Here is a 19,513-nt window from a genome sequence, read left to right as displayed (position 1 = left end):
CGAGGGAAGAAGGGGCTGGCTAAATCCGCTTCCCGATAATCCAGAAGCACAAAAGGCTTTTAAGCAGAACGACTGGAACCATTACCGAATAGAGGCCATCGGCGATACCATTCAAACTTGGATCAACGGGGTGCCGGCGGCTAATCTTATCGACGATAAGACCGCGGAAGGCTTTATCGCCCTGCAAGTACACAGTATCCCTAAGGAGAACGAGGCGGGAACCGAGATCATGTGGAAAAATATCAAGATTTTGACCGATAGCCTATCCAAATACAACAAAACCTCACCAATACCACCGATTACTACAAAGAACAATCTTACCCAATCCGAAAAAGAGAACGGTTGGAAGTTACTCTGGGACGGAAAAACCACCGATGGCTGGCGTGGCGCAAGGCTGGACGAGTTCCCCGACAAAGGATGGAAAATCGAGGATGGCGTGTTGAGTGTACTTTCTACGGGCGGGGAAGAATCTACGGCCGGGGGCGATATTGTCACCAAAGAACTCTATGGAAATTTTGAACTGATGGTCGATTTTAAACTGACCGAAGGCGCCAATAGCGGTATCAAATATTTTGTGGATACCGACATGAACAAGGGCGAGGGCTCTTCCATCGGCCTCGAATATCAGATTTTGGACGACGAGCGCCACCCCGATGCCAAACTGGGAAACCAAGAAGGAAGCCGTACCGTGGCCTCGCTATACGACCTGATTCAAGCCGATCCGGAGAAACCGATAAACGCAATCGGCGAATGGAATACGGCACGGATCGTCTCTGACGGTAGTCACGTGGAACATTGGCTTAACGGAGTGAAAGTGTTGGAATACGAACGTAAAAGTCCCGAATACAAAAAACTCGTCTCGGAAAGCAAATACGACAAATGGCCGAATTTCGGGGAATCGGACGAAGGTCATATTCTCTTGCAGGATCACGGCGATCTGGTGTCGTTCCGGAACGTAAAAATTAGGCCGATTATGGATAAAGAATAGATTACCTAAAGGGCGTTCGAAATATAGAGGGTATTGTTGGGTGCAGAGACATAGCCCATCATTCGGCTAGGCCGAATTTCGCCTCTTTGTCTAAAAAGGGGAACCAAGAAATGGGTACAAAGAAATTAATTTTATAAGCGAATAATATGAGCCAAAACAGAAGAAATTTTATCAAAAAAGCTTCCGCAGGAGCAGCCGGTATCGCGTTCGGCGGTAGTATCAACGCCATGTCAGTGCCCAGTTATCGCAATATATGGGGTGCCAACGACCATATCAATTGCGCGGTCATAGGCGTGAGGAGCAGGGCAAAGGCGCATTTTGCCGCCATTAAGAATGACCCCAATGCTAAAGTGCTGTATAGCTGCGATGTCGACGACAAGATTATCGAAGAGCACAATGTCTGGTGCCAAAAGAACATAGGCTATATACCCAAGGTCGAAAAGGATTTTAGAAAGGTTTTGGAGGATAGGAAAGTGGATGCCGTTTTTATCGCTACCCCCGAACATTGGCATGCGCCCATGGCGATAATGGCCTTGCAGGCGGGCAAACACGTTTATGTTGAAAAGCCCTGCAGCCACAATCCCCACGAAAATCAACTCTTGGTCGACGCCCAGAAGAAGTACGGAAAAAAAGTACAGATGGGCAACCAGCAACGTTCCGCAAAAACGTCCATTTTAGCGGTCAAGGAAATTAACGAAGGTATTATTGGTGACGTGTATAAAGGCGAAGCCTACTATTCGAACAATAGGGATTCCATCGGAACGGGAAAAAAAATCGATGTCCCACCGACCTTGGATTGGGAAATGTGGCAAGGCCCGGCAGTCCGGGAAGACTATCGCGATAACATCCACCCTTACAACTGGCATTGGTTCCGAAACTGGGGCACCGGAGAGGTGCATAACAACGGTACACACGAAATCGATATCTGCAGATGGGCGTTGGGTGTTGGCTTGCCCGATAGCGTTACCTCTTTCGGAGGAAAATATACCTTCGATGATGATTGGGAATTTGTGGATAATCAACAACTAACCTATGCATATCCCGACAACAAGTTCATTACTTGGACGGGCCACAGCCGGGGCTTGATTATGCCCGATCAACCCGGAAGGGGCGCTACGATTTACGGTAGCAAAGGCATTATTATGTTGGGCCGTGATGGATATCAATTGTATGACTTGGGCGGTAAACTGATCAAAGAGGAAAAAGAGGACGGAGGCCAAAGCGCCGGTACGAATACACGCGGAGAAGGCGGACTCGATGTCAACCATATCAGTAACTTTTTTGCAGGTATCCGAGAAGATAAATCCCTGCATTCCGACATTCATGATGCCAGTGTGACAACAATGCTCTGCCATTTGGGCAACATGGCGCAAGATGCGGGTGAGACCCTACAAATTGATCCGGCGACGGGAAAAGTAACGAACAATGAACAGGTGATGAAGGACTGGTGGAAAAGGGAGTATGCCGATGGATGGGAGCCTTCGGTTTAGGGTTTCCAAAGGCAATACCAAAACGTATGCAAACGGTCCACAAAGCACAAACCATTTATTTCGTATCGTTGATGTTTTACCAGGTCATAAAATACCAATCAAATCTAAAATTAACGCGATTGGTATCGCCACTAAAATAAATACCAAACAGGCAATCATTATTTTTAGAACGGCGTTGAGTATTTTGACACCGGGACTTAGTTCTCGTTCCATATTCATTTGTATTGTTTCTACTAAGATACGGAAAAATGAAACTGCCTTTGCGACTCTCGACAAGTTTTTCGACTAACTGTCTAATTTTTAGTATGTTTTGCCGATGTAAGTATAATCTTTCCGACAAGTCGCCAACTTTGTGGATTGAAAATTTGACCGTGCCAACGACCGTTAGTCCCTAATTTCCCAGAATTTAAGGCCTACTTGTTCCTAAACTGCTTGCTCAATTCTTCCAGCGAAACCCCTTTGGTCTCTGGCATAAAAAAGCGCACGAACAGCAATTGCAAGACCATCATAAAGGCAAAAAAGGCAAACACCGGCCCCGGGCCGATTTCGGTAAACAGAAAGGGTACCAAAGAAGGAATGATGGCCGCTAATACCCAGTGGGTAGAACTGCCGAAAGCCTGTCCCGATCCCCTGAGATGATTGGGAAATACCTCGGAGATAAACACCCAAATAACGGCGCCTTGGCCTATGGCATGTGAAGCGATAAATAGGAAGAGAAAGATTGGTACGGCCATACCTTCCCATTGCAAAATAAAAGCGGAAGCTACCAGCGATAAGGATATGATATAGCCCACTGAGCCAATATACATGAGCTGCCTTCTACCCAACTTGTCGATCAGAAAAATACCGGCAAAGGTGAAGATGATGTTGGTAATCCCGATTCCGATACTACTTAAAAGTGCCGTACTTTCCCCGAGTCCCGCCGCCTCGAAAATACGGGGGGCGTAGTATAAAAAGGCATTGATACCCGAAAACTGGTTGAAAAAAGCGATAAAAAAGGCCAGCATCAACGGAAATCGGTATTTTTTCATAAAAATATTTTCCGAGGCACTATGCTCGTCCATCCCTTCGTTCATATCCGCTCTAAGCTTCTCTATGGTCAGTTCGGGGTTTATAGTAGCGAGAACTGTCCGGGCTTCCTCCGTGCGATTTTTGGTCAATAGCCATCGCGGACTTTTGGGTACCGAAACTACGAACAAGGTATAGATAATTGCGGGGAATGCTTCTACACCGACCATCCAACGCCAATCGTTTTCGCCAACATTGCTCAGTAACGCATTGGAGACAAAGGCCATTAAAATTCCGAAAACAAGCATAAACTGATAGAAGCCGACCAAACGGCCCCTGTCTTTTGCGGGTGCGATTTCTGATATGTAAGCGGGTGCCGCTACGGTCGAAGCCCCAACCCCAAGACCGCCGATAAACCGGGCCGCCGCAAACATAATCGGGTCGTTGGCGAAGGCCGAACCGATGGCGGATACAGAGTAGAGTATCCCAATCCATATCAGGGTGTTTTTCCTGCCGATCCGGTCGGTAGGTATTCCCCCAAAAATAGCACCGACTACGGTGCCCCAAAGGGCCATCCCGATAACGACCGATCCATGAAAGGCATCCGAAGAATCCCATAAAAGTTGCAGTTTTTTCTCCGCCCCGGAAATCACAACGGTATCGAAACCGAATAAAAATCCCGCCAAAGCGGCAATCAACGAAATTCTTAAGATTTTGGAATTCATAGGTGGGTTGTATTGGTTAGAGCAATGTACGAATATATGCCATAATTTGTTTGCTGGCTCCTTTGTTTTTAGCGATATACCCCGCATTTATTATCCCAGTGTTCTTACGGAATTCGCTATTGTCGAGTATTTTTTTCATCAGTTCGCCGAACGTCCATTGGTCTTTTATTGGAAGGATCCCTTTTTGAGCTACCAAATCCTCCGCCTCCTTAAAGCCTTCGTAATCGGGACCGATAATGACCGGAATTCCGAATACGGCCGGCTCTAGGGTATTGTGGAGTCCCGTCGCAAAACCGCCGCCGACATAGGCGATATCGGCATAACTGTAGATTTTGGTCAATAGCCCGATGGTATCGACGATAAGCACTTCGCAGTCGCCGATGCTGTGTATATCTATATTCGAGAGGAGCGCTTTTTTCTTAGTGATCGCTCCGGCAAGCCCTAAGATTTTATCCTTTTTTATGGTATGCGGCGCCAAAATATATTTGAGGTTTTTGGGTGCATGGTTAATATAATCAATCAGAATGGACTCGTCATCGGGCCAAGTGCTTCCGGCAACAAAACAGAGCCTGTCCTTTTTAAAGGCGTGCATGAAATCGAGCTGGTTATCCCCGTCCAAAATTTCCGAAACCCGATCTAGGCGGGTATCCCCAGTGACGGAAGTATTTTTTATTTGGATGGATGTCAATAGTTTTTGGGATGCGACATCCTGCACAAAATAATAATCGAACTTGCGAAGGGCCTTCCTCATAAATCCACCGTACCCCTTAAAATAGATTTGCCCTTTTTTGAAAATTGCGGAGATCAGGATAGTGGGAATTTTCCTTTTTTCAAGCTCCCTTAAGTAATTGGGCCAGATTTCATATTTAACGAAAATGGCCAAGTCCGGTCGTACCGTATCCAAAAAACGGGATGCATTTTTCTTTGTGTCCATGGGAAGATAGACGACGAGATCCGCAGCTGAGGAATTCTTTTTGACCTCATATCCCGAAGGGGAGAAAAAAGTGACCAAAATTTTATGGGATGGATATTCGGCCCGTAACCTTTCGATGATAGGAAGCCCCTGTTCGAACTCCCCCAAGGAGGCCACGTGCATCCAAACTACTTTATCATCTTTGGAAATACCAGTAGTGAGCAGTCCGAAAGTTTCCTTTCTTCCCGACACGAAAAGTTTGATCTTGGATTTAAAAGGTGCCAATATTTGTAGGACGAACCATGAAATTTCGACGATCAGGTTGTAGATAGCGTACACTGACTATGGGTTTGAAGGGCTAAAATACGTTTCTTTCTATAATTTGTTGACCTTGGTTTCGTATTTTTGTTTTATGAAAAAAATCCAGATGGTCGACTTGGGCGGCCAATATGAAGGCATAAAAGAGCAGGTGAATCTGGCCATTGCCGAGGTAATGGAAACCTCCGCCTTTATAAACGGCCCCGAGGTACAGACCTTTCAGAAGGACTTGGAGAAATATCTCGGTGTCAAGCACGTAATACCCTGCGCCAATGGTACCGATGCCCTTCAAATTGCCATGATGGGACTGGGGCTACAGCCCGGAGATGAGGTCATTACGGCCGATTTTACGTTTGCCGCCACGGTAGAGGTCATTGCCCTTTTGCAACTTACGCCAGTTTTGGTCGATGTGGAGGCCGATACCTTTACTATCGATATCAAGGCCGTTGAAATGGCGATTACCCCTAAGACGAAAGCCATCGTGCCGGTGCATCTCTTCGGGCAATGTGCCGATATGGAGGCCCTTATGGCATTGGCCAAAAAGCATGACCTATTTATAATAGAGGATAATGCCCAGGCCATCGGCGCCGATTATACGTTTAAGGATGGTAGCAAGCAAAAAGCTGGCACTATCGGCCACGTCGGGGCGACCTCTTTTTTCCCTTCTAAAAACCTAGGTGCGTATGGTGATGGCGGAGCTATTTTCACGAATGACGATGATTTGGCGCACACTTTTCGGGGTGTTGTAAACCACGGGATGTACGAACGCTACCATCACGATGTGGTCGGGGTCAATTCCCGATTGGATTCCATTCAGGCGGCGGTCTTACGTGCGAAATTGCCGAAATTGGATGGCTACTGCGACGCAAGAAGAGATGCGGCCCGCAAATATTCCGCGGCATTCAAGGGTCAGGAAAATAGTGTTGTGCCAAAAACGGTCAACCATTGTGATGGCCTTTGCGAACAGAATATCTGCGACACCTGTGATTGCCATGTCTTTCATCAATATACCTTGCGAATTACTAATGGAAAGCGTGACGCCCTCGTAAAATATTTGGGCGAACGGGACATTCCCTGTGGGGTATATTATCCCATTCCCCTGCACAAACAAAAAGCGTATGCCGATGAAAGGTATAACGAAGCCGATTTTCCGATAACGAACCAATTGGTAAAAGAAGTCATCTCCTTGCCCATGCACACGGAACTTGACGATGAGCAAATCGGATTTATAACGAAGACGGTTATTGAATTTGTGAACGGATGAGATTTGCCTGCCGGCGGGCACGAGTAGTTGCAAAGAAAATTTAAGGTTCAACCCTGCCGTTGGCAGGTTCAAGGTTTAATAAAATCCGAGATAACCTTAAACCTTGAACAGCTGGGAAGTAGCGATTAAACCGTGAACTATTTTTGAACTTGACAGTTAAATTTGCGATTGAACTTTTAACCCCAAACAATAAACTCCAAACCACAAACATCCCACATGAAAATACTAGTAACAGGCGGTCTAGGCTTCATCGGTTCGCATACGGTGGTCGAATTACAGAACGAAGGTTTCGAGGTCGTTATCATTGACGACTGTTCGAACGCGTCCGAAAAAGTTTTAGAGGGGGTCAACGCGATTACCGGCAAAATGCCTTTGTTCGAAAAAATCGATTTGAGGGATAAAGCCAAGGTTTCCGATTTTTTCAAACGGCATGACGATGTTGAGGGAGTTATCCATTTTGCGGCATCCAAGGCGGTAGGGGAGAGCGTTGAAAAACCCTTGCTATACTACGAGAACAATATCGGAACGCTGGTCTACATCCTTAAAGAACTATCGAAAAAGAAGAAATCCAGTTTTATATTTAGTTCCTCCTGTACGGTCTACGGGCAGGCCAATGAAATGCCCATTACCGAGGATGCCCCTGTAAAACCGGCTGAATCTCCATACGGCAATACCAAACAGATGGGAGAGGAAATCATTCGAGATACCTGTAAGGTGATACCTCATTTAAATGCTATCGCTCTCCGCTATTTCAATCCCATGGGCGCCCATCCCAGTGCGGAAATCGGGGAACTGCCCATTGGCGTACCCCAAAATTTAGTACCTTTTATTACCCAAACCGGAGTAGGACTTCGCGAAGAGTTATCCGTTTTCGGTGATGATTATCCCACGGAAGACGGTACCTGCGTTCGGGATTACATTTATGTGGTCGATTTGGCCAAAGCCCATGTGCAAGCATTGAAACGACTTTTGGAAGGCAAGAACCCCAAGAATTATGAAGTGTTCAATTTGGGTACGGGCAAAGGAAGTACGGTGCTTGAGGTCATTCAGAGTTTCGAACGCGTATCGGGTAAAAAACTGAACTATAAGATAGTGGACAGAAGGCCGGGAGATATCGTTTCCGCCTATGCCGATACCACTAAGGCCAACGAAGTTTTGGGTTGGAAAGCGCAGTTCACGCTCGACGAAGCCATGAAATCGGCTTGGGACTGGGAACAGAAGATTCGGGGGTGAAGAGACAACTACTAATTCAAAAATAAAACTCAAATTCAAACACCCTACAGGGCAAATAAATTACCCGGTAAAACCGCTCCTCATGAAAAAAGGTCTACTCTTTCTCTCGCTATTTTCTATCCTTATACTATCCGCTCAAGATAAATACTTGCAATGCGGAAATATAGTCGATACGGAATCAGGTAAAATACTACCCGAGAAGACAATTATTGTATCGGGAAATAGGATAAAAAGTATCCAGGACGGTTTCGTGAATGGCTCCAAAAAGGATACGGTAATCGATTTAAAGGATAAAACCGTGCTACCGGGTTTTATCGATATGCACGTTCATCTAGAAAGTGAATCCAGTCCAAAATCCTACCTCAATCGTTTTACCGACAATGAGGCGGACATCGCCTTTAACTCGGTGGTCTATGCCAAACGGACTTTGATGGCGGGTTTTACCACGGTACGCGATCTAGGCGGTACCGGTGTGAACATTGCGCTACGGAACGCGGTCGATAAAGGACTTGTGGAAGGCCCACGAATCTATACGGCCGGAAAGTCATTGGCGACCACAGGTGGCCATGCAGATCCGTCCAACGGCATGCGCAAAGACCTGACGGGCGATCCAGGTCCAAAGCAGGGCGTGGTCAATTCTCCTGAAGATGGTCGAAAGGCCGTCCGCCAACGCTATAAAGAGGGTGCCGATGTCATCAAAATAACCGCGACCGGCGGCGTCTTGAGCGTAGCCAAAAGCGGACAAAATCCGCAGTTCACCGTCGAGGAAATCAAGGCCATAACCGAAACGGCAAAGGATTATGGAATGCTGACTGCGGCACATGCCCATGGTGACGAGGGCATGCAGCGTGCCATAAAGGGGGGTATCAAAACTATCGAGCACGGTACTATGATGGGCGACGAGACCATGGCGATGATGAAAGAATATGATGCCTATTTAGTGCCGACGATCACCGCCGGAAAACAGGTGGCCGAAAAGGCGAAGGTTGAAGGTTATTTTCCCCCGGTCGTCGCCAAAAAAGCGGCCGAGATCGGGCCTATGATCCAGGACATGTTCAAAAGGGCCTATAAAAAAGGCGTACCGATTGCCTTCGGTACCGACGCGGGTGTTTTTCCGCATGGGCTCAATGCCAAAGAGTTCGGTTATATGGTAGAAGCAGGTATGCCTGTAATGGAGGCGCTCAAGTCCGCCACCGTAACGGGAGCTGATCTACTCGGTATAGGCGATGAACTGGGTCAACTCAAAGAAGGTTTCCTGGCCGATATTGTTGCCGTTGACGAAAATCCGGAAAAGAATGTGGCTACTTTAGAAAATGTTGTTTTTGTAATGAAAGATGGAGTGGTCTATAAAAAGTGAGCAGCTTGATAGCGTGGTTATCAGAAGGGGCTCAAAAAAAACGTTTACGGCACATGGGGTATTTTTTATTCATTATCTTTCCTGTTTTGCAATAATGGCCGCTAAGATACAGCCAGAAATGGGAAAAATTGTATTTTTGTATCCATTTGGAAAATTGGCAAGACAGAGAACTTTTTTATGGATAAGTATTCTTTTTTAAATTCTGCGCACGCATCTTTTTTTTCGGATCTATACGACAAATATCTTAAAAGTCCCGATAGTGTCGAGCCCAGCTGGCGTGCTTTTTTTCAAGGTTTCGATTTCGGTACCGAAAGCGCCTTGGAGGAACGCGACGGATATGGAGCAACGGATTCGGTCGACAAACAGACCCAATTCAATGCCGCGGCCATCAACAACGGCCAACAGTTGGAAATGCCACGGTCATTACAAAAAGAATTTCAGGTCATCCGCCTTATCGACGGATACCGCAGTAGGGGTCATTTGTTCACAAAAACAAATCCCGTACGTGACCGTAGAAAGTACGAGCCCACCCTTGATCTAGAGAATTTCGGACTATCGGAAGGCGATTTGGATACAGTTTTCAATGCCGGTGAGATTATCGGTATCGGCGCCGGTACCCTCAGCAAAATCATCAAGCATCTGAAAAGTATCTACTGCGACGCCATTGGGGTCGAGTATATGTATATTCGGTCCCCCGAGCGTATCGAGTGGATTCAGAACTACTTGAACGTCAACGATAATCACCCTGATTTTGACAATGACCACAAGAAGCGCATCCTAAAAAAACTGAACCAAGCCCTATCTTTTGAAACTTTTTTGCATACAAAATACGTAGGTCAGAAGCGTTTTTCCTTAGAAGGTAACGAGTCATTGATTCCCGCCTTGGATGCCGTTGTCGAACGCGCCGCCGAAATGGGCGTGGAGCAGTTTGTCATGGGAATGGCTCACAGGGGAAGGCTCAACGTACTGACCAATATTTTCGGCAAGGCCGCCAAAGATATTTTTAGCGAATTCGACGGTAAGGATTACGAACAGGAAATTTTTGATGGGGATGTAAAATATCACTTGGGTTGGACTTCCGAGCGCAAGACCGATAATGGTAACCGGATAAAAATGAACATCGCGCCGAACCCTTCGCATTTGGAGGCGGTGGGCGCGGTAGTCGAAGGAATCACAAGGGCAAAACAGGACGACCATTATCCCGATGACTTTTCGAAAGTATTGCCGATTATCGTACATGGTGATGCCGCCATCGCGGGTCAGGGAATAGTTTATGAGGTCATACAAATGGAGAAGTTGGAAGGCTATCGAACCAACGGAACCGTACATATCGTGGTCAACAACCAGATCGGTTTTACCACCAATTATCTCGATGCCCGTAGTTCTACCTATTGTACTGATGTCGGCAAGGTCACTTTGAGTCCGGTTCTGCATGTCAACGCCGATGACGCCGAGGCCGTGGTACATGCTTCGCTCTTAGCGCTCGAATATCGCATGCGCTTTGAACGCGATGTATTTTTAGATCTTTTGGGATACCGAAAATACGGCCACAACGAAGGCGACGAACCCCGCTTCACACAACCTAAGCTTTATAAGGCCATTGCCAAACACGATAATCCAAGGGATATTTACGCGGCCAAATTGCTAGAAGAAGGGGTTATCGAAGAAGGCTACGTAAAACAGTTGGAAGAGGAGTACAAGGCCTCCCTTGAGGAAGAATTGGAAGATTCCCGAAAAGAGGACAAGACCGAGATCACCCCTTTTATGGCCGATGAATGGAAAGGCTTCGAAAATGCACGGGAATGGGAGATGATGGCCCCTGTAGATACCACTGTCGATAGAAAGGAACTGACCCATATTGCCAAGGTAATCACAGAAGTGCCCAAGGATAAAAAATTCCTCCGGAAAGTAGATAAACTGATCAAGGACCGGAACAAACGGTTTTTTGAGACCGATAACCTCGATTGGGCGATGGGCGAGCTTTTAGCTTACGGCAGTTTGTTGCAAGAAGGCTTCGAGGTGCGTATGTCAGGGCAAGATATCGAGCGCGGCACGTTCTCGCACCGTCATGCGGTCATGAAAGTAGAGGAGAGCGAGGAAGAGGTCGTATTATTGAACCATCTGTCCGAAAAGCAGGGCCGTTTTCAGATTTATAATTCCTTGTTGTCCGAATATGCGGTTGTAGGCTTCGATTACGGGTATGCCATGGCGAGCCCCAATACGCTGACCATTTGGGAAGCGCAGTTCGGTGATTTCAGCAACGGTGCCCAGATCATGATCGATCAATATATCTCCGCCGCGGAAGATAAATGGAAGCTGCAAAACGGATTGGTAATGCTGTTGCCCCATGGCTACGAAGGCCAGGGCGCGGAACATTCGTCCGCCCGTATGGAGCGATATCTGCAATTGTGTGCTCGTGATAATATGTATATGGCCGATGTTACGACCCCCGCACAGATGTTCCATATTTTGCGCCGGCAGATGAAGGTCAATTTTAGGAAGCCGCTGATAATTTTTACCCCGAAAAGCCTTTTACGGCATACGAAAGCGGTTTCGACCGTTGACGAATTTGTGAACGGCAGGTTTCAAGAGGTAATCGATGACGCTTCCGCGGATGTGAAAAAAGTGAAAAGTCTGGTCTTCTGTACCGGCAAATTCTATTACGATCTTTTGGCCGCCAAAGAAGAGCACGATAGAGACGATGTTGCCTTGGTAAGGATAGAGCAGTTGTTCCCCTTGCCTTTCGAACAAATGAAGGAAATCATCAAAAAATATAAAAACACCGATGACCTCGTTTGGGCGCAGGAAGAGCCCCGAAATATGGGGGCATGGAGCCATATGATGATGCATTTCAGCGATGCACACAAACTACGGGTAGCCTCGAGAAGATTCTATGCTTCCCCCGCTGCCGGTAGTGCGGTGCGATCTAAAATGCGGCACCAGCAGGTCATCGACTATGTGTTCGACAAGAGCAAGAACAATATGTCGAAACCGAAGCCCCGCCCGAAGGAAGAAGCGGAAAAGGCATGACCCGAACCCGGCCAGACCTGCAAGGTGTTGTCGCTTAGCGACCTCGTTGTAGGTCTAGCCAGCCCGGCCGAGTCGAAAACGCCTTAGACACCTACAAGCAGCCCCTCCTAGGTCGGGGAATACTTTGCAGGTCGGATTGAAAAAACGAAAGATAACACAGCAAACATCAACAGCATGATTTTAGAAATGAAAGTCCCGTCCCCGGGCGAATCCATTACCGAAGTTGAGATAGCGGAATGGCTGGTAGAAGACGGCGATTATGTGGAAAAGGACCAGGCCATCGCCGAGGTCGATTCCGATAAGGCCACGTTAGAACTTCCTGCAGAAGAAAGCGGTACCATTACTTTAAAAGCCGAGGTTGGCGATGCCGTCGCCGTGGGAGAAGTAGTCTGTTTGATCGACACCGAGGGCAAAAAACCCGGCGAAGATTCGGATGGGGATAAAAAGGAGGCGGATAAAGAGGATGCGGATAAAGAGGATGCGGATAAGGCTTCCGGGAAAGACACTTCAAAAGAAAAATCCAAAGATAAGGACACGGAAACATCCTCTTCAGAAAAGGACTCCGAAGATAAGGACAAAGCGCCCCAACCCAAACAGGCGAAAGAAACCTACGCTTCGGGTGTAGCTTCGCCGGCGGCCAAAAAAATATTGTCGGAAAAAAATATGGATGGTTCATCCATTAAAGGAAGTGGCAAAGATGGCCGCATCACCAAAGACGATGCGGTAAATGCGCAACCGTCTATGGGCACCCCGACCGGGGGCAACCGCGGCGAGACCCGTTCAAAACTTTCGATGCTCCGCAGAAAAGTAGCGGAGCGGTTGGTAGCCGTCAAGAACGAAACCGCCATGTTGACCACGTTTAACGAAGTCAACATGTCAGCCATCTTCGAGCTTCGTGATACGTACAAAGAAGATTTTAAGGAAAAGCACGGCGTAGGCTTAGGCTTTATGTCCTTCTTCACGAAAGCTGTGGTTAGGGCACTTCAAGAATTTCCTTCCGTTAATTCGATGATCGATGGTAAGGAAATGATTTCCTATGATTTTTGCGATATCAGTATTGCCGTCTCAGGTCCGAAAGGCTTGATGGTCCCCGTCATCCGCAATGCCGAGAACCTGACTTTTAGAGGTGTCGAGGCCGAGGTAAAACGCTTGGCCATCCGCGCCCGTGAAGGCGAAATAACGGTCGATGAAATGACCGGCGGAACCTTCACCATAACCAACGGGGGCGTATTCGGCTCGATGTTGTCGACCCCGATCATCAATCCCCCGCAAAGTGCCATTTTAGGCATGCACAATATCGTAGAGCGGCCTATTGCCATTGACGGGGCCATAGCCGTAGCCCCTATAATGTATGTGGCGGTATCGTATGACCACCGCATCATCGACGGTAAGGAATCCGTCGGATTTTTGGTTGCCATCAAAGAAGCTTTGGAAAATCCCGAAGAACTGCTGATGGACGGCGATGTAAAGAAGGCGTTGGAGATGTAGGATAGCTATTTTAGATAGACACAATTTTTCCCATAATCGATAACCGCCCGAGCCTTGATAAGCACATCGGCCCCGACAATGCCATCTACGGGCAGGGCCTTGTGGGAGGTCAGCGCTTCGTTGACGTGAACCAGGTCGAACAATACGATTCGCAGTTTCTTTTTCTTCCATTTGCCGATTTCTATGCGGTTTTTGGTCGAAATCAGGGTTTCCATATTGGTAGCTCCTGCGCCCGCTGCCTTTATTTCGGATTCTTCCGAAATTAATTTGAAAAATTCGATTTTATCAAAGCTAACGCAGGTGTTCGAGGCGCCGGTATCCAAAATAAACCGGCCCTTCACCCCATTGATTTTTGCCATAATCGCAAAATGGTTGGTCTCGGTCAATTGCATTGGTATTTTAACGTACTTCTTCTTTTTCAAGAATTTTTTGAGGGATTTCATTCAGGGGATGTTATTTTGAATTATAGAATAAACAAAGATAAGTCTATTTTTGTAGCATGATATTGACAGATACCCACACCCACTTGTACAGTGAAGCATTCGACAAAGACAGGTCGCAGGTCATTAAAAACGCCATGGATCAGGGCATAGAACGTTTTTTTATTCCCGCTATAGATTCCACTTACACCGAGGCTATGTTTGATTTGAGGGATGCCCATCCCAAAAATATATTTTTGATGATGGGGCTGCATCCTACCCATGTCAAGGAAAATTTTAAGGATGAGTTGTGGCATGTCGAAGAAATGCTCTCGGAGCATAAATTCTACGCCGTTGGGGAAATCGGAATCGATCTGTATTGGGACAAAACATTTTTGGAACAGCAACGGGAAGCTTTCCGCTTTCAGATCCAACTCGCAAAAAAGCACAAACTTCCCATCGTTATCCACTGCCGGGATGCTTTCGATGAAATCTTTGAAGTACTCGAAAGCGAAAGGGGCGATGATCTTTTCGGGATTTTCCATTGCTTTACGGGAACCATGGAACAGGCGCAAAAGGCAATATCCTACACTATGAAATTGGGTATCGGCGGGGTCGTCACTTTCAAAAACGGAAAAATCGACACTTTTCTTAAGGAAATCCCACTAAAACATATCGTGCTGGAAACCGATTCCCCCTATATGGCCCCGGCACGGTACCGCGGGAAACGAAACGAAAGTACCTACCTTATTACGATATTGGAAAAACTTTCGGGAATCTATGGTCTATCCAAAGAAAAAATCGCCGAGGTCACGACGGGAAACTCGAAGGAAGTATTCGGGATTTGAACCGCGATCCGTTTTGGACTTGAACTTGACATTTGAACTTGCGCTTGACACGTGAACTTTACATCCCATCATGACCAACATCCTATTAATATACACCGGCGGCACCATAGGTATGGTCAAGGAATATGGTACGGGCATTTTAAAGGCTTTCAATTTTAAGAAGTTGCTCAAGCACATACCTGAACTCCAGCAATTGGACTGCCATATAGCTTCGGTCTCTTTCGAACATCCCATCGATTCATCGAACATGAATCCCTCGCATTGGGTCGAAATTGCCATCCTTATTGAACAACACTACGAAAGCCATGACGGTTTTGTCGTGTTGCACGGTAGCGATACGATGAGCTATACCGCCTCGGCATTGAGTTTTATGCTCGAGAATTTGGCCAAGCCGGTAATCTTTACCGGAAGTCAGTTGCCTATTGGCGACCTGCGCACGGATGCGAAGGAGAACCTGATTACCTCGATACAGATAGCCGCCCTACAAGCCAAGGGAAAACCTGTGGTTCGGGAAGTGGGCCTTTATTTTGAGTACAAACTTTATCGGGGCAACCGAACGACCAAGATCAACGCCGAGCATTTTCAGGCATTTGCATCATTGAACTATCCCCGGTTGATCGAGTCGGGTGTTTATCTTACGGTATTCAATGAATATCTGTTGCCTGTAAATCCAAGGAAAAAATTCAAGGTGCATAAAAAAATGGATAGGAACGTGGCCATACTAAAACTTTTTCCAGGTCTGGATGCTCGCGTAGTTGAAAGCATCTTAAGTATTCCGCAACTCAAAGGCTTGATATTGGAAACCTATGGGGCCGGAAATGCACCGAACGAACCTTGGCTGGTCGAAAAAATTAAAAAAGCGATGGCTTCGGGGATACATATCGTGAACGTGACCCAATGCTCGGGCGGAAGTGTCCAGATGGGCCAGTACGAGACCAGTGAACATCTTAAGAAATTGCAAGTTATTAATGGTAAGGATATTACGACAGAGGCGGCCGTAACAAAGCTGATGTACTTATTGGGTAGCGATATTAGCGAAAAATTGTTCAAGACGGTTTTTGAAACCCCCTTGCGCGGGGAGATGGAATAAATACCGGATTAAATTTTATCAACTGACATTTTTTTTGTTATTTGCCCAACCCTTAGCCGTAGCTTTGGTGACGATGGATAGAGAGGTGGCCGAGTGGTCGAAGGCGCACGCTTGGAAAGCGTGTAAACGGCAACGTTTCGAGGGTTCGAATCCCTTCCTCTCTGCGAAAACAAAAAGATTTTGGGATAGAAATTAGTTTATTCTGAAATTCTTCGTAGTTTAGTTCGATATGTTGAGGTATAGTTTGGTAGGCACCGTTTGAAAACGAATCCGCGAAAGTAGATCGTTTTTATTTCGGTCCGTCTTCAAGAACATGGACCACCGCTTTCCTTCGACATCGAAGTTTTCCTTTGTTTATTGTGATTTTTTTTTATCTTTAACCCAATTAAATAACTAATTTAAGTTTGAAAAAAATGAAAAAATTATTCTCTATCCTAGCCGCGGGCGGTCTGTTTGTATTGAGCACGAACACTGTAAATGCAATGGCGACTACCGCAACCATGCTTCAAGATGCCGCTCCGGCAGAAGCTGAAAAAGGTTTTACCCAAGTCCTAAAGGAAATGTTCATTCAAGGTGGTGCAGGCTTCATGGGCATCGTTCTACTATGTTTGATACTCGGTTTGGCCGTTGCCATCGAGCGTATCATTTATTTGAACATGGCCACTACCAATACGGCAAAGCTCAAGCAGCAGGTCGAGGATGCATTGGCGTCCGGAGGTGTTGAGGCGGCCAAAGAAGTGTGTAGAAACACCAAAGGTCCCGTTGCCTCCATTTACTATCAGGGATTGGACAGGGCTGGCGAGGGTATTGATAATGCCGAGAAGGCGGTCGTGGCTTACGGCGGTGTACAAATGGGGCAGTTGGAAAAGAATGTATCCTGGTTGTCCCTGTTTATCGCTATTGCGCCCATGCTTGGGTTCATGGGTACGGTAATCGGTATGATTCAGGCTTTCCAAAAGATTAGCGCGGTAGGTAACTTGAGTGCATCGTTGATTGCAGGTGATATCCAGGTGGCGTTATTGACCACGGTATTCGGTCTGATTACGGCGATTATACTTCAAATTTTCTACAACTATATCATCGCTAAGATCGATAGTATTGTTAACGATATGGAAGATTCTTCCATCGTACTGATCGATATGTTGGTGGATCATAGAAAGGATGTTGTTGTTGTAAAGTAAACCCATAAATAGAACGGAACCATGAATAAAATTGTAAAAATTATTTTAATAGTTGTAGGTCTGGCCGGCGCCGCCCTGTGGTTTATGCTGCCGGAAAGGGACGCTCCCGTGGGTGAAGCGACACAGAATGCCGCACTCAATGCCATGTTCTGGATTACCTATATTCTGTTGGGTGTCGCAGCCATTGTTAGTCTCGTATTTTCACTGATCCATTTATTTTCCAACCCGGCGAGTATCAAAAAGACTATTTTCGTCGTTGTTGGATTTCTCTTGGTTGTGGCAATAGCCTATGTATTGGCCGATGGAACCGATGTAAGCATACCTGAAATGGCTGACCGGGGTATCGAGACTTCCGAAACCATTATTAAAAGAATTGGCACCGGTATCAATGTATTTTTCATTCTTACTATAATCGCCGTCGGGGCGATGATTTGGGGCGGCGTTAGAAAAGCGACGAAATAATTAATTAAATATTAGAAATTATGGCTAGAAGAGGAGCACCGGCTGAGGTAAATGCAGGCTCAATGGCCGACATTGCGTTCTTACTGTTGATATTTTTCCTGGTCACCACGACCATTGAAACAGATGCAGGTCTAGATCGTATGTTGCCGCCGATTGAACCGCCTACGGAAACGCCGCCGATTATTAAAGAGAAGAATATCTTTACGGTGAATATAAACCGAAATGGACAGTTGCTTGTCGAGGAGGAAATTACCGATATAAGAAAGCTGCGTGAAAAGGCTATTGCCTTTTTGGATAATGGTGCCGCACCTTCCGGGTCTCCCGATTATTGTAGCTATTGCAAGGGTAAACGTCTTGGAGATTCTTCGGATAATCCGGCAAAAGCCATTATATCCTTGAAAAACGATAGGGAAACGAAGTATAGTACCTATATCACCGTCCAGAATGAGTTGGTAGGCGCGTACAACGATCTTCGAAACCGAGAGGCGCAACGATTGTTTGGAAGGGACTTTACAGCGATGGAAGCCGAGTATCTTGATCCCGAAACTTCCTCGGATGTCCAGGATGAATTGAAGGAGAAGGTGAAACGTATCCAAGAACTGTTTCCACAGAAATTGTCAGAGGCAGAGACCGATACAACGAATTAATCAAAGGTTAAATCATTACGATATGTCAAAGTTTGCAAAGAAAAAAGATTCCGGTCTGCCAGCGGTGAACACGGCTTCGCTGCCTGATATCGTTTTTATGTTGTTGTTCTTTTTTATGACGGTGACCGTTATGAAAGACAATACCTTGAAAGTTGAGAATACCTTGCCAAACGCTAGCGAGACTAAGAAGTTGGAGAAAAAAGATAGGGTAATCTACATTTACGTGGGTGAGCCTACTTCGCAATACACAAGCAAGTTCGGTAAAGAGGCTCGAATTCAACTGAACGATAAGTTTTCATCCCCTGCCGATGTTGGGGGCTACATTTTGGAAGAAAGGGCGAAAAAGTCTCAAGAACTTCAAAATGTACTTACCATTGCGCTTAAAGTGGACAAGCAGGCGAACATGGGGTTGATTTCAGATATAAAACAAGAATTGCGCAAGGTAAACGCCCTAAAGGTCAATTATACTACTTATGAAGGTGACGCATTCAATAATTTGCAATAGCATCATCGTCAAAACGTAAAGAAAAGACGCTTCAAACTAATGGTTTGAAGCGTTTTTTTTATTGGAATACTTATATGCTAGCGAAACAGTTTTTTTTTGGTGCACTTTTCCTATCGGCCCTGATGGGGTATTGTCAAGTCTATCCAGATTCTACCTTGAGGGATGGCAAGTACCTAGAAGACCAATTTTATATTGGCCTTACCTATAATTTTTTAGTTGATATGCCCGAAAATGTCAACCAGCGTAATCTATCCTATGGCCTTCAGGCAGGTATAATCAAAGATATTCCTATAAACAGAAGTCGTACGACAGCTTTTGGAATCGGTTTGGGTTATGGGGTCTATTCCTATTATTCAAACCTTCGCGCCATAGAAATACCTACCGGTGTTGAATATACTATTATAGCGGATAGCGATAGTTTAAAGAGAAGCAAAATCGAGACCCATATGCTCGAAATTCCATTGGAATTTCGTTGGCGGAACTCCAACGCCAATGATTATAAATTCTGGCGTATCTATGCGGGGGTCAAACTAGGGTACGTGGTCGG

Annotated in this window: 17 protein-coding genes and 1 tRNA gene; 15 read left to right on the top strand and 3 right to left on the bottom strand. The window is 46.2% G+C overall.

Features of this window, described 5'->3' with window-relative positions; translation table 11 throughout:
• Positions 1–988: DUF1080 domain-containing protein (locus tag ACEW8S_RS17105; RefSeq protein ID WP_373519331.1), on the top strand; the 988-nt coding region annotated here is incomplete at its 5' end.
• Positions 989–1,134: 146 nt separating this feature from the next.
• Entirely contained in the window at positions 1,135–2,478 is a 1,344-nt protein-coding gene (locus tag ACEW8S_RS17100) for a Gfo/Idh/MocA family protein (protein WP_373519330.1), read from the top strand.
• A 413-nt stretch (positions 2,479–2,891) separates the two neighbouring features.
• On the opposite strand, the gene ACEW8S_RS17095 is transcribed toward ACEW8S_RS17100, so the two are convergent.
• Both ACEW8S_RS17095 and ACEW8S_RS17090 read right to left on the bottom strand, forming a co-directional pair.
• On the bottom strand, positions 2,892–4,211 hold the full coding sequence (locus ACEW8S_RS17095) for a sugar porter family MFS transporter (RefSeq protein ID WP_373519329.1): 1,320 nt from the start codon (positions 4,209–4,211) through the stop codon (positions 2,892–2,894).
• 16 nt (positions 4,212–4,227) lie between these two features.
• The gene (locus tag ACEW8S_RS17090) at positions 4,228–5,463 is read right to left on the bottom strand and encodes a 3-deoxy-D-manno-octulosonic acid transferase (protein ID WP_373519328.1); all 1,236 of its coding nucleotides are present in this window, start codon (positions 5,461–5,463) and stop codon (positions 4,228–4,230) included.
• A 73-nt stretch (positions 5,464–5,536) separates the two neighbouring features.
• On the opposite strand from ACEW8S_RS17090, the gene ACEW8S_RS17085 reads away from it, so the two are divergent.
• The 5 genes from ACEW8S_RS17085 (at position 5,537) to odhB (ending at position 13,814) form a co-directional block, all read left to right on the top strand.
• Positions 5,537–6,706 (top strand): DegT/DnrJ/EryC1/StrS family aminotransferase, encoded by a 1,170-nt coding sequence (locus tag ACEW8S_RS17085; RefSeq protein WP_373519327.1) that lies wholly within the window; start codon positions 5,537–5,539, stop codon positions 6,704–6,706.
• A gap of 216 nt (positions 6,707–6,922) precedes the next feature.
• Entirely contained in the window at positions 6,923–7,939 is a 1,017-nt protein-coding gene (gene galE, locus ACEW8S_RS17080) for a UDP-glucose 4-epimerase GalE (RefSeq protein ID WP_373519326.1), read from the top strand.
• An 82-nt stretch (positions 7,940–8,021) separates the two neighbouring features.
• Entirely contained in the window at positions 8,022–9,296 is a 1,275-nt protein-coding gene (locus tag ACEW8S_RS17075) for an amidohydrolase family protein (RefSeq protein WP_373519325.1), read from the top strand.
• 177 nt (positions 9,297–9,473) lie between these two features.
• Positions 9,474–12,326 (top strand): 2-oxoglutarate dehydrogenase E1 component, encoded by a 2,853-nt coding sequence (locus ACEW8S_RS17070; protein WP_373519324.1) that lies wholly within the window; start codon positions 9,474–9,476, stop codon positions 12,324–12,326.
• Between the two features lie 174 nt (positions 12,327–12,500).
• The gene (gene odhB / locus ACEW8S_RS17065; RefSeq protein ID WP_373519323.1) at positions 12,501–13,814 is read left to right on the top strand and encodes a 2-oxoglutarate dehydrogenase complex dihydrolipoyllysine-residue succinyltransferase; all 1,314 of its coding nucleotides are present in this window, start codon (positions 12,501–12,503) and stop codon (positions 13,812–13,814) included.
• 5 nt (positions 13,815–13,819) lie between these two features.
• Here the strand turns inward: odhB and ACEW8S_RS17060 are convergent, their stop codons facing one another.
• A complete protein-coding gene (locus ACEW8S_RS17060; protein WP_373519322.1) occupies positions 13,820–14,257 on the bottom strand; it encodes a retropepsin-like aspartic protease in 438 nt (145 codons plus the stop codon).
• 56 nt (positions 14,258–14,313) lie between these two features.
• Here ACEW8S_RS17060 and ACEW8S_RS17055 point away from each other — a divergent pair, with 56 nt between their 5' ends.
• The 8 genes from ACEW8S_RS17055 to ACEW8S_RS17020 form a co-directional block, all read left to right on the top strand.
• Positions 14,314–15,081 carry a TatD family hydrolase gene (locus ACEW8S_RS17055; protein WP_373519321.1) on the top strand — a complete coding sequence of 256 codons (768 nt, stop codon included), beginning with the start codon at positions 14,314–14,316 and terminating at the stop codon, positions 15,079–15,081.
• Positions 15,082–15,151: 70 nt separating this feature from the next.
• Positions 15,152–16,171: an asparaginase gene (locus tag ACEW8S_RS17050; RefSeq protein ID WP_373519320.1), complete on the top strand. Its 1,020-nt coding sequence runs from the start codon at positions 15,152–15,154 to the stop codon at positions 16,169–16,171.
• A 79-nt stretch (positions 16,172–16,250) separates the two neighbouring features.
• Positions 16,251–16,335: transfer RNA gene (locus ACEW8S_RS17045), tRNA-Ser, on the top strand.
• A 249-nt stretch (positions 16,336–16,584) separates the two neighbouring features.
• Positions 16,585–17,352 carry a MotA/TolQ/ExbB proton channel family protein gene (locus ACEW8S_RS17040; protein WP_373519319.1) on the top strand — a complete coding sequence of 256 codons (768 nt, stop codon included), beginning with the start codon at positions 16,585–16,587 and terminating at the stop codon, positions 17,350–17,352.
• A 21-nt stretch (positions 17,353–17,373) separates the two neighbouring features.
• Entirely contained in the window at positions 17,374–17,814 is a 441-nt protein-coding gene (locus ACEW8S_RS17035) for a hypothetical protein (protein ID WP_373519318.1), read from the top strand.
• A 20-nt stretch (positions 17,815–17,834) separates the two neighbouring features.
• On the top strand, positions 17,835–18,461 hold the full coding sequence (locus ACEW8S_RS17030; RefSeq protein ID WP_373519317.1) for an ExbD/TolR family protein: 627 nt from the start codon (positions 17,835–17,837) through the stop codon (positions 18,459–18,461).
• 22 nt (positions 18,462–18,483) lie between these two features.
• Positions 18,484–18,966: an ExbD/TolR family protein gene (locus ACEW8S_RS17025; RefSeq protein WP_373519316.1), complete on the top strand. Its 483-nt coding sequence runs from the start codon at positions 18,484–18,486 to the stop codon at positions 18,964–18,966.
• A 122-nt stretch (positions 18,967–19,088) separates the two neighbouring features.
• A partial coding sequence (locus ACEW8S_RS17020; RefSeq protein ID WP_373519315.1) for a porin family protein occupies positions 19,089–19,513 on the top strand: 425 nt, incomplete at its 3' end.

Source organism: Pricia sp., assembly GCF_041745955.1.
Classification (GTDB): domain Bacteria; phylum Bacteroidota; class Bacteroidia; order Flavobacteriales; family Flavobacteriaceae; genus Pricia.
This window is presented reverse-complemented; position numbering and strand designations above follow the sequence as displayed.

Bases quoted from the DNA above. Each gene is read 5' to 3' on its own strand.
- ACEW8S_RS17100 (WP_373519330.1), top strand. From the start codon at position 1,135: ATGAGCCAAAACAGAAGAAATTTTATCAAAAAAGCTTCCGCAGGAGCA.
- ACEW8S_RS17095 (WP_373519329.1), bottom strand. From the start codon at position 4,211: ATGAATTCCAAAATCTTAAGAATTTCGTTGATTGCCGCTTTGGCGGGA.
- ACEW8S_RS17085 (WP_373519327.1), top strand. From the start codon at position 5,537: ATGAAAAAAATCCAGATGGTCGACTTGGGCGGCCAATATGAAGGCATA.
- galE (WP_373519326.1), top strand. From the start codon at position 6,923: ATGAAAATACTAGTAACAGGCGGTCTAGGCTTCATCGGTTCGCATACG.
- ACEW8S_RS17075 (WP_373519325.1), top strand. From the start codon at position 8,022: ATGAAAAAAGGTCTACTCTTTCTCTCGCTATTTTCTATCCTTATACTA.
- ACEW8S_RS17070 (WP_373519324.1), top strand. From the start codon at position 9,474: ATGGATAAGTATTCTTTTTTAAATTCTGCGCACGCATCTTTTTTTTCG.
- odhB (WP_373519323.1), top strand. From the start codon at position 12,501: ATGATTTTAGAAATGAAAGTCCCGTCCCCGGGCGAATCCATTACCGAA.
- ACEW8S_RS17060 (WP_373519322.1), bottom strand. From the start codon at position 14,257: ATGAAATCCCTCAAAAAATTCTTGAAAAAGAAGAAGTACGTTAAAATA.
- ACEW8S_RS17055 (WP_373519321.1), top strand. From the start codon at position 14,314: ATGATATTGACAGATACCCACACCCACTTGTACAGTGAAGCATTCGAC.
- ACEW8S_RS17050 (WP_373519320.1), top strand. From the start codon at position 15,152: ATGACCAACATCCTATTAATATACACCGGCGGCACCATAGGTATGGTC.
- ACEW8S_RS17040 (WP_373519319.1), top strand. From the start codon at position 16,585: ATGAAAAAATTATTCTCTATCCTAGCCGCGGGCGGTCTGTTTGTATTG.
- ACEW8S_RS17035 (WP_373519318.1), top strand. From the start codon at position 17,374: ATGAATAAAATTGTAAAAATTATTTTAATAGTTGTAGGTCTGGCCGGC.
- ACEW8S_RS17030 (WP_373519317.1), top strand. From the start codon at position 17,835: ATGGCTAGAAGAGGAGCACCGGCTGAGGTAAATGCAGGCTCAATGGCC.
- ACEW8S_RS17025 (WP_373519316.1), top strand. From the start codon at position 18,484: ATGTCAAAGTTTGCAAAGAAAAAAGATTCCGGTCTGCCAGCGGTGAAC.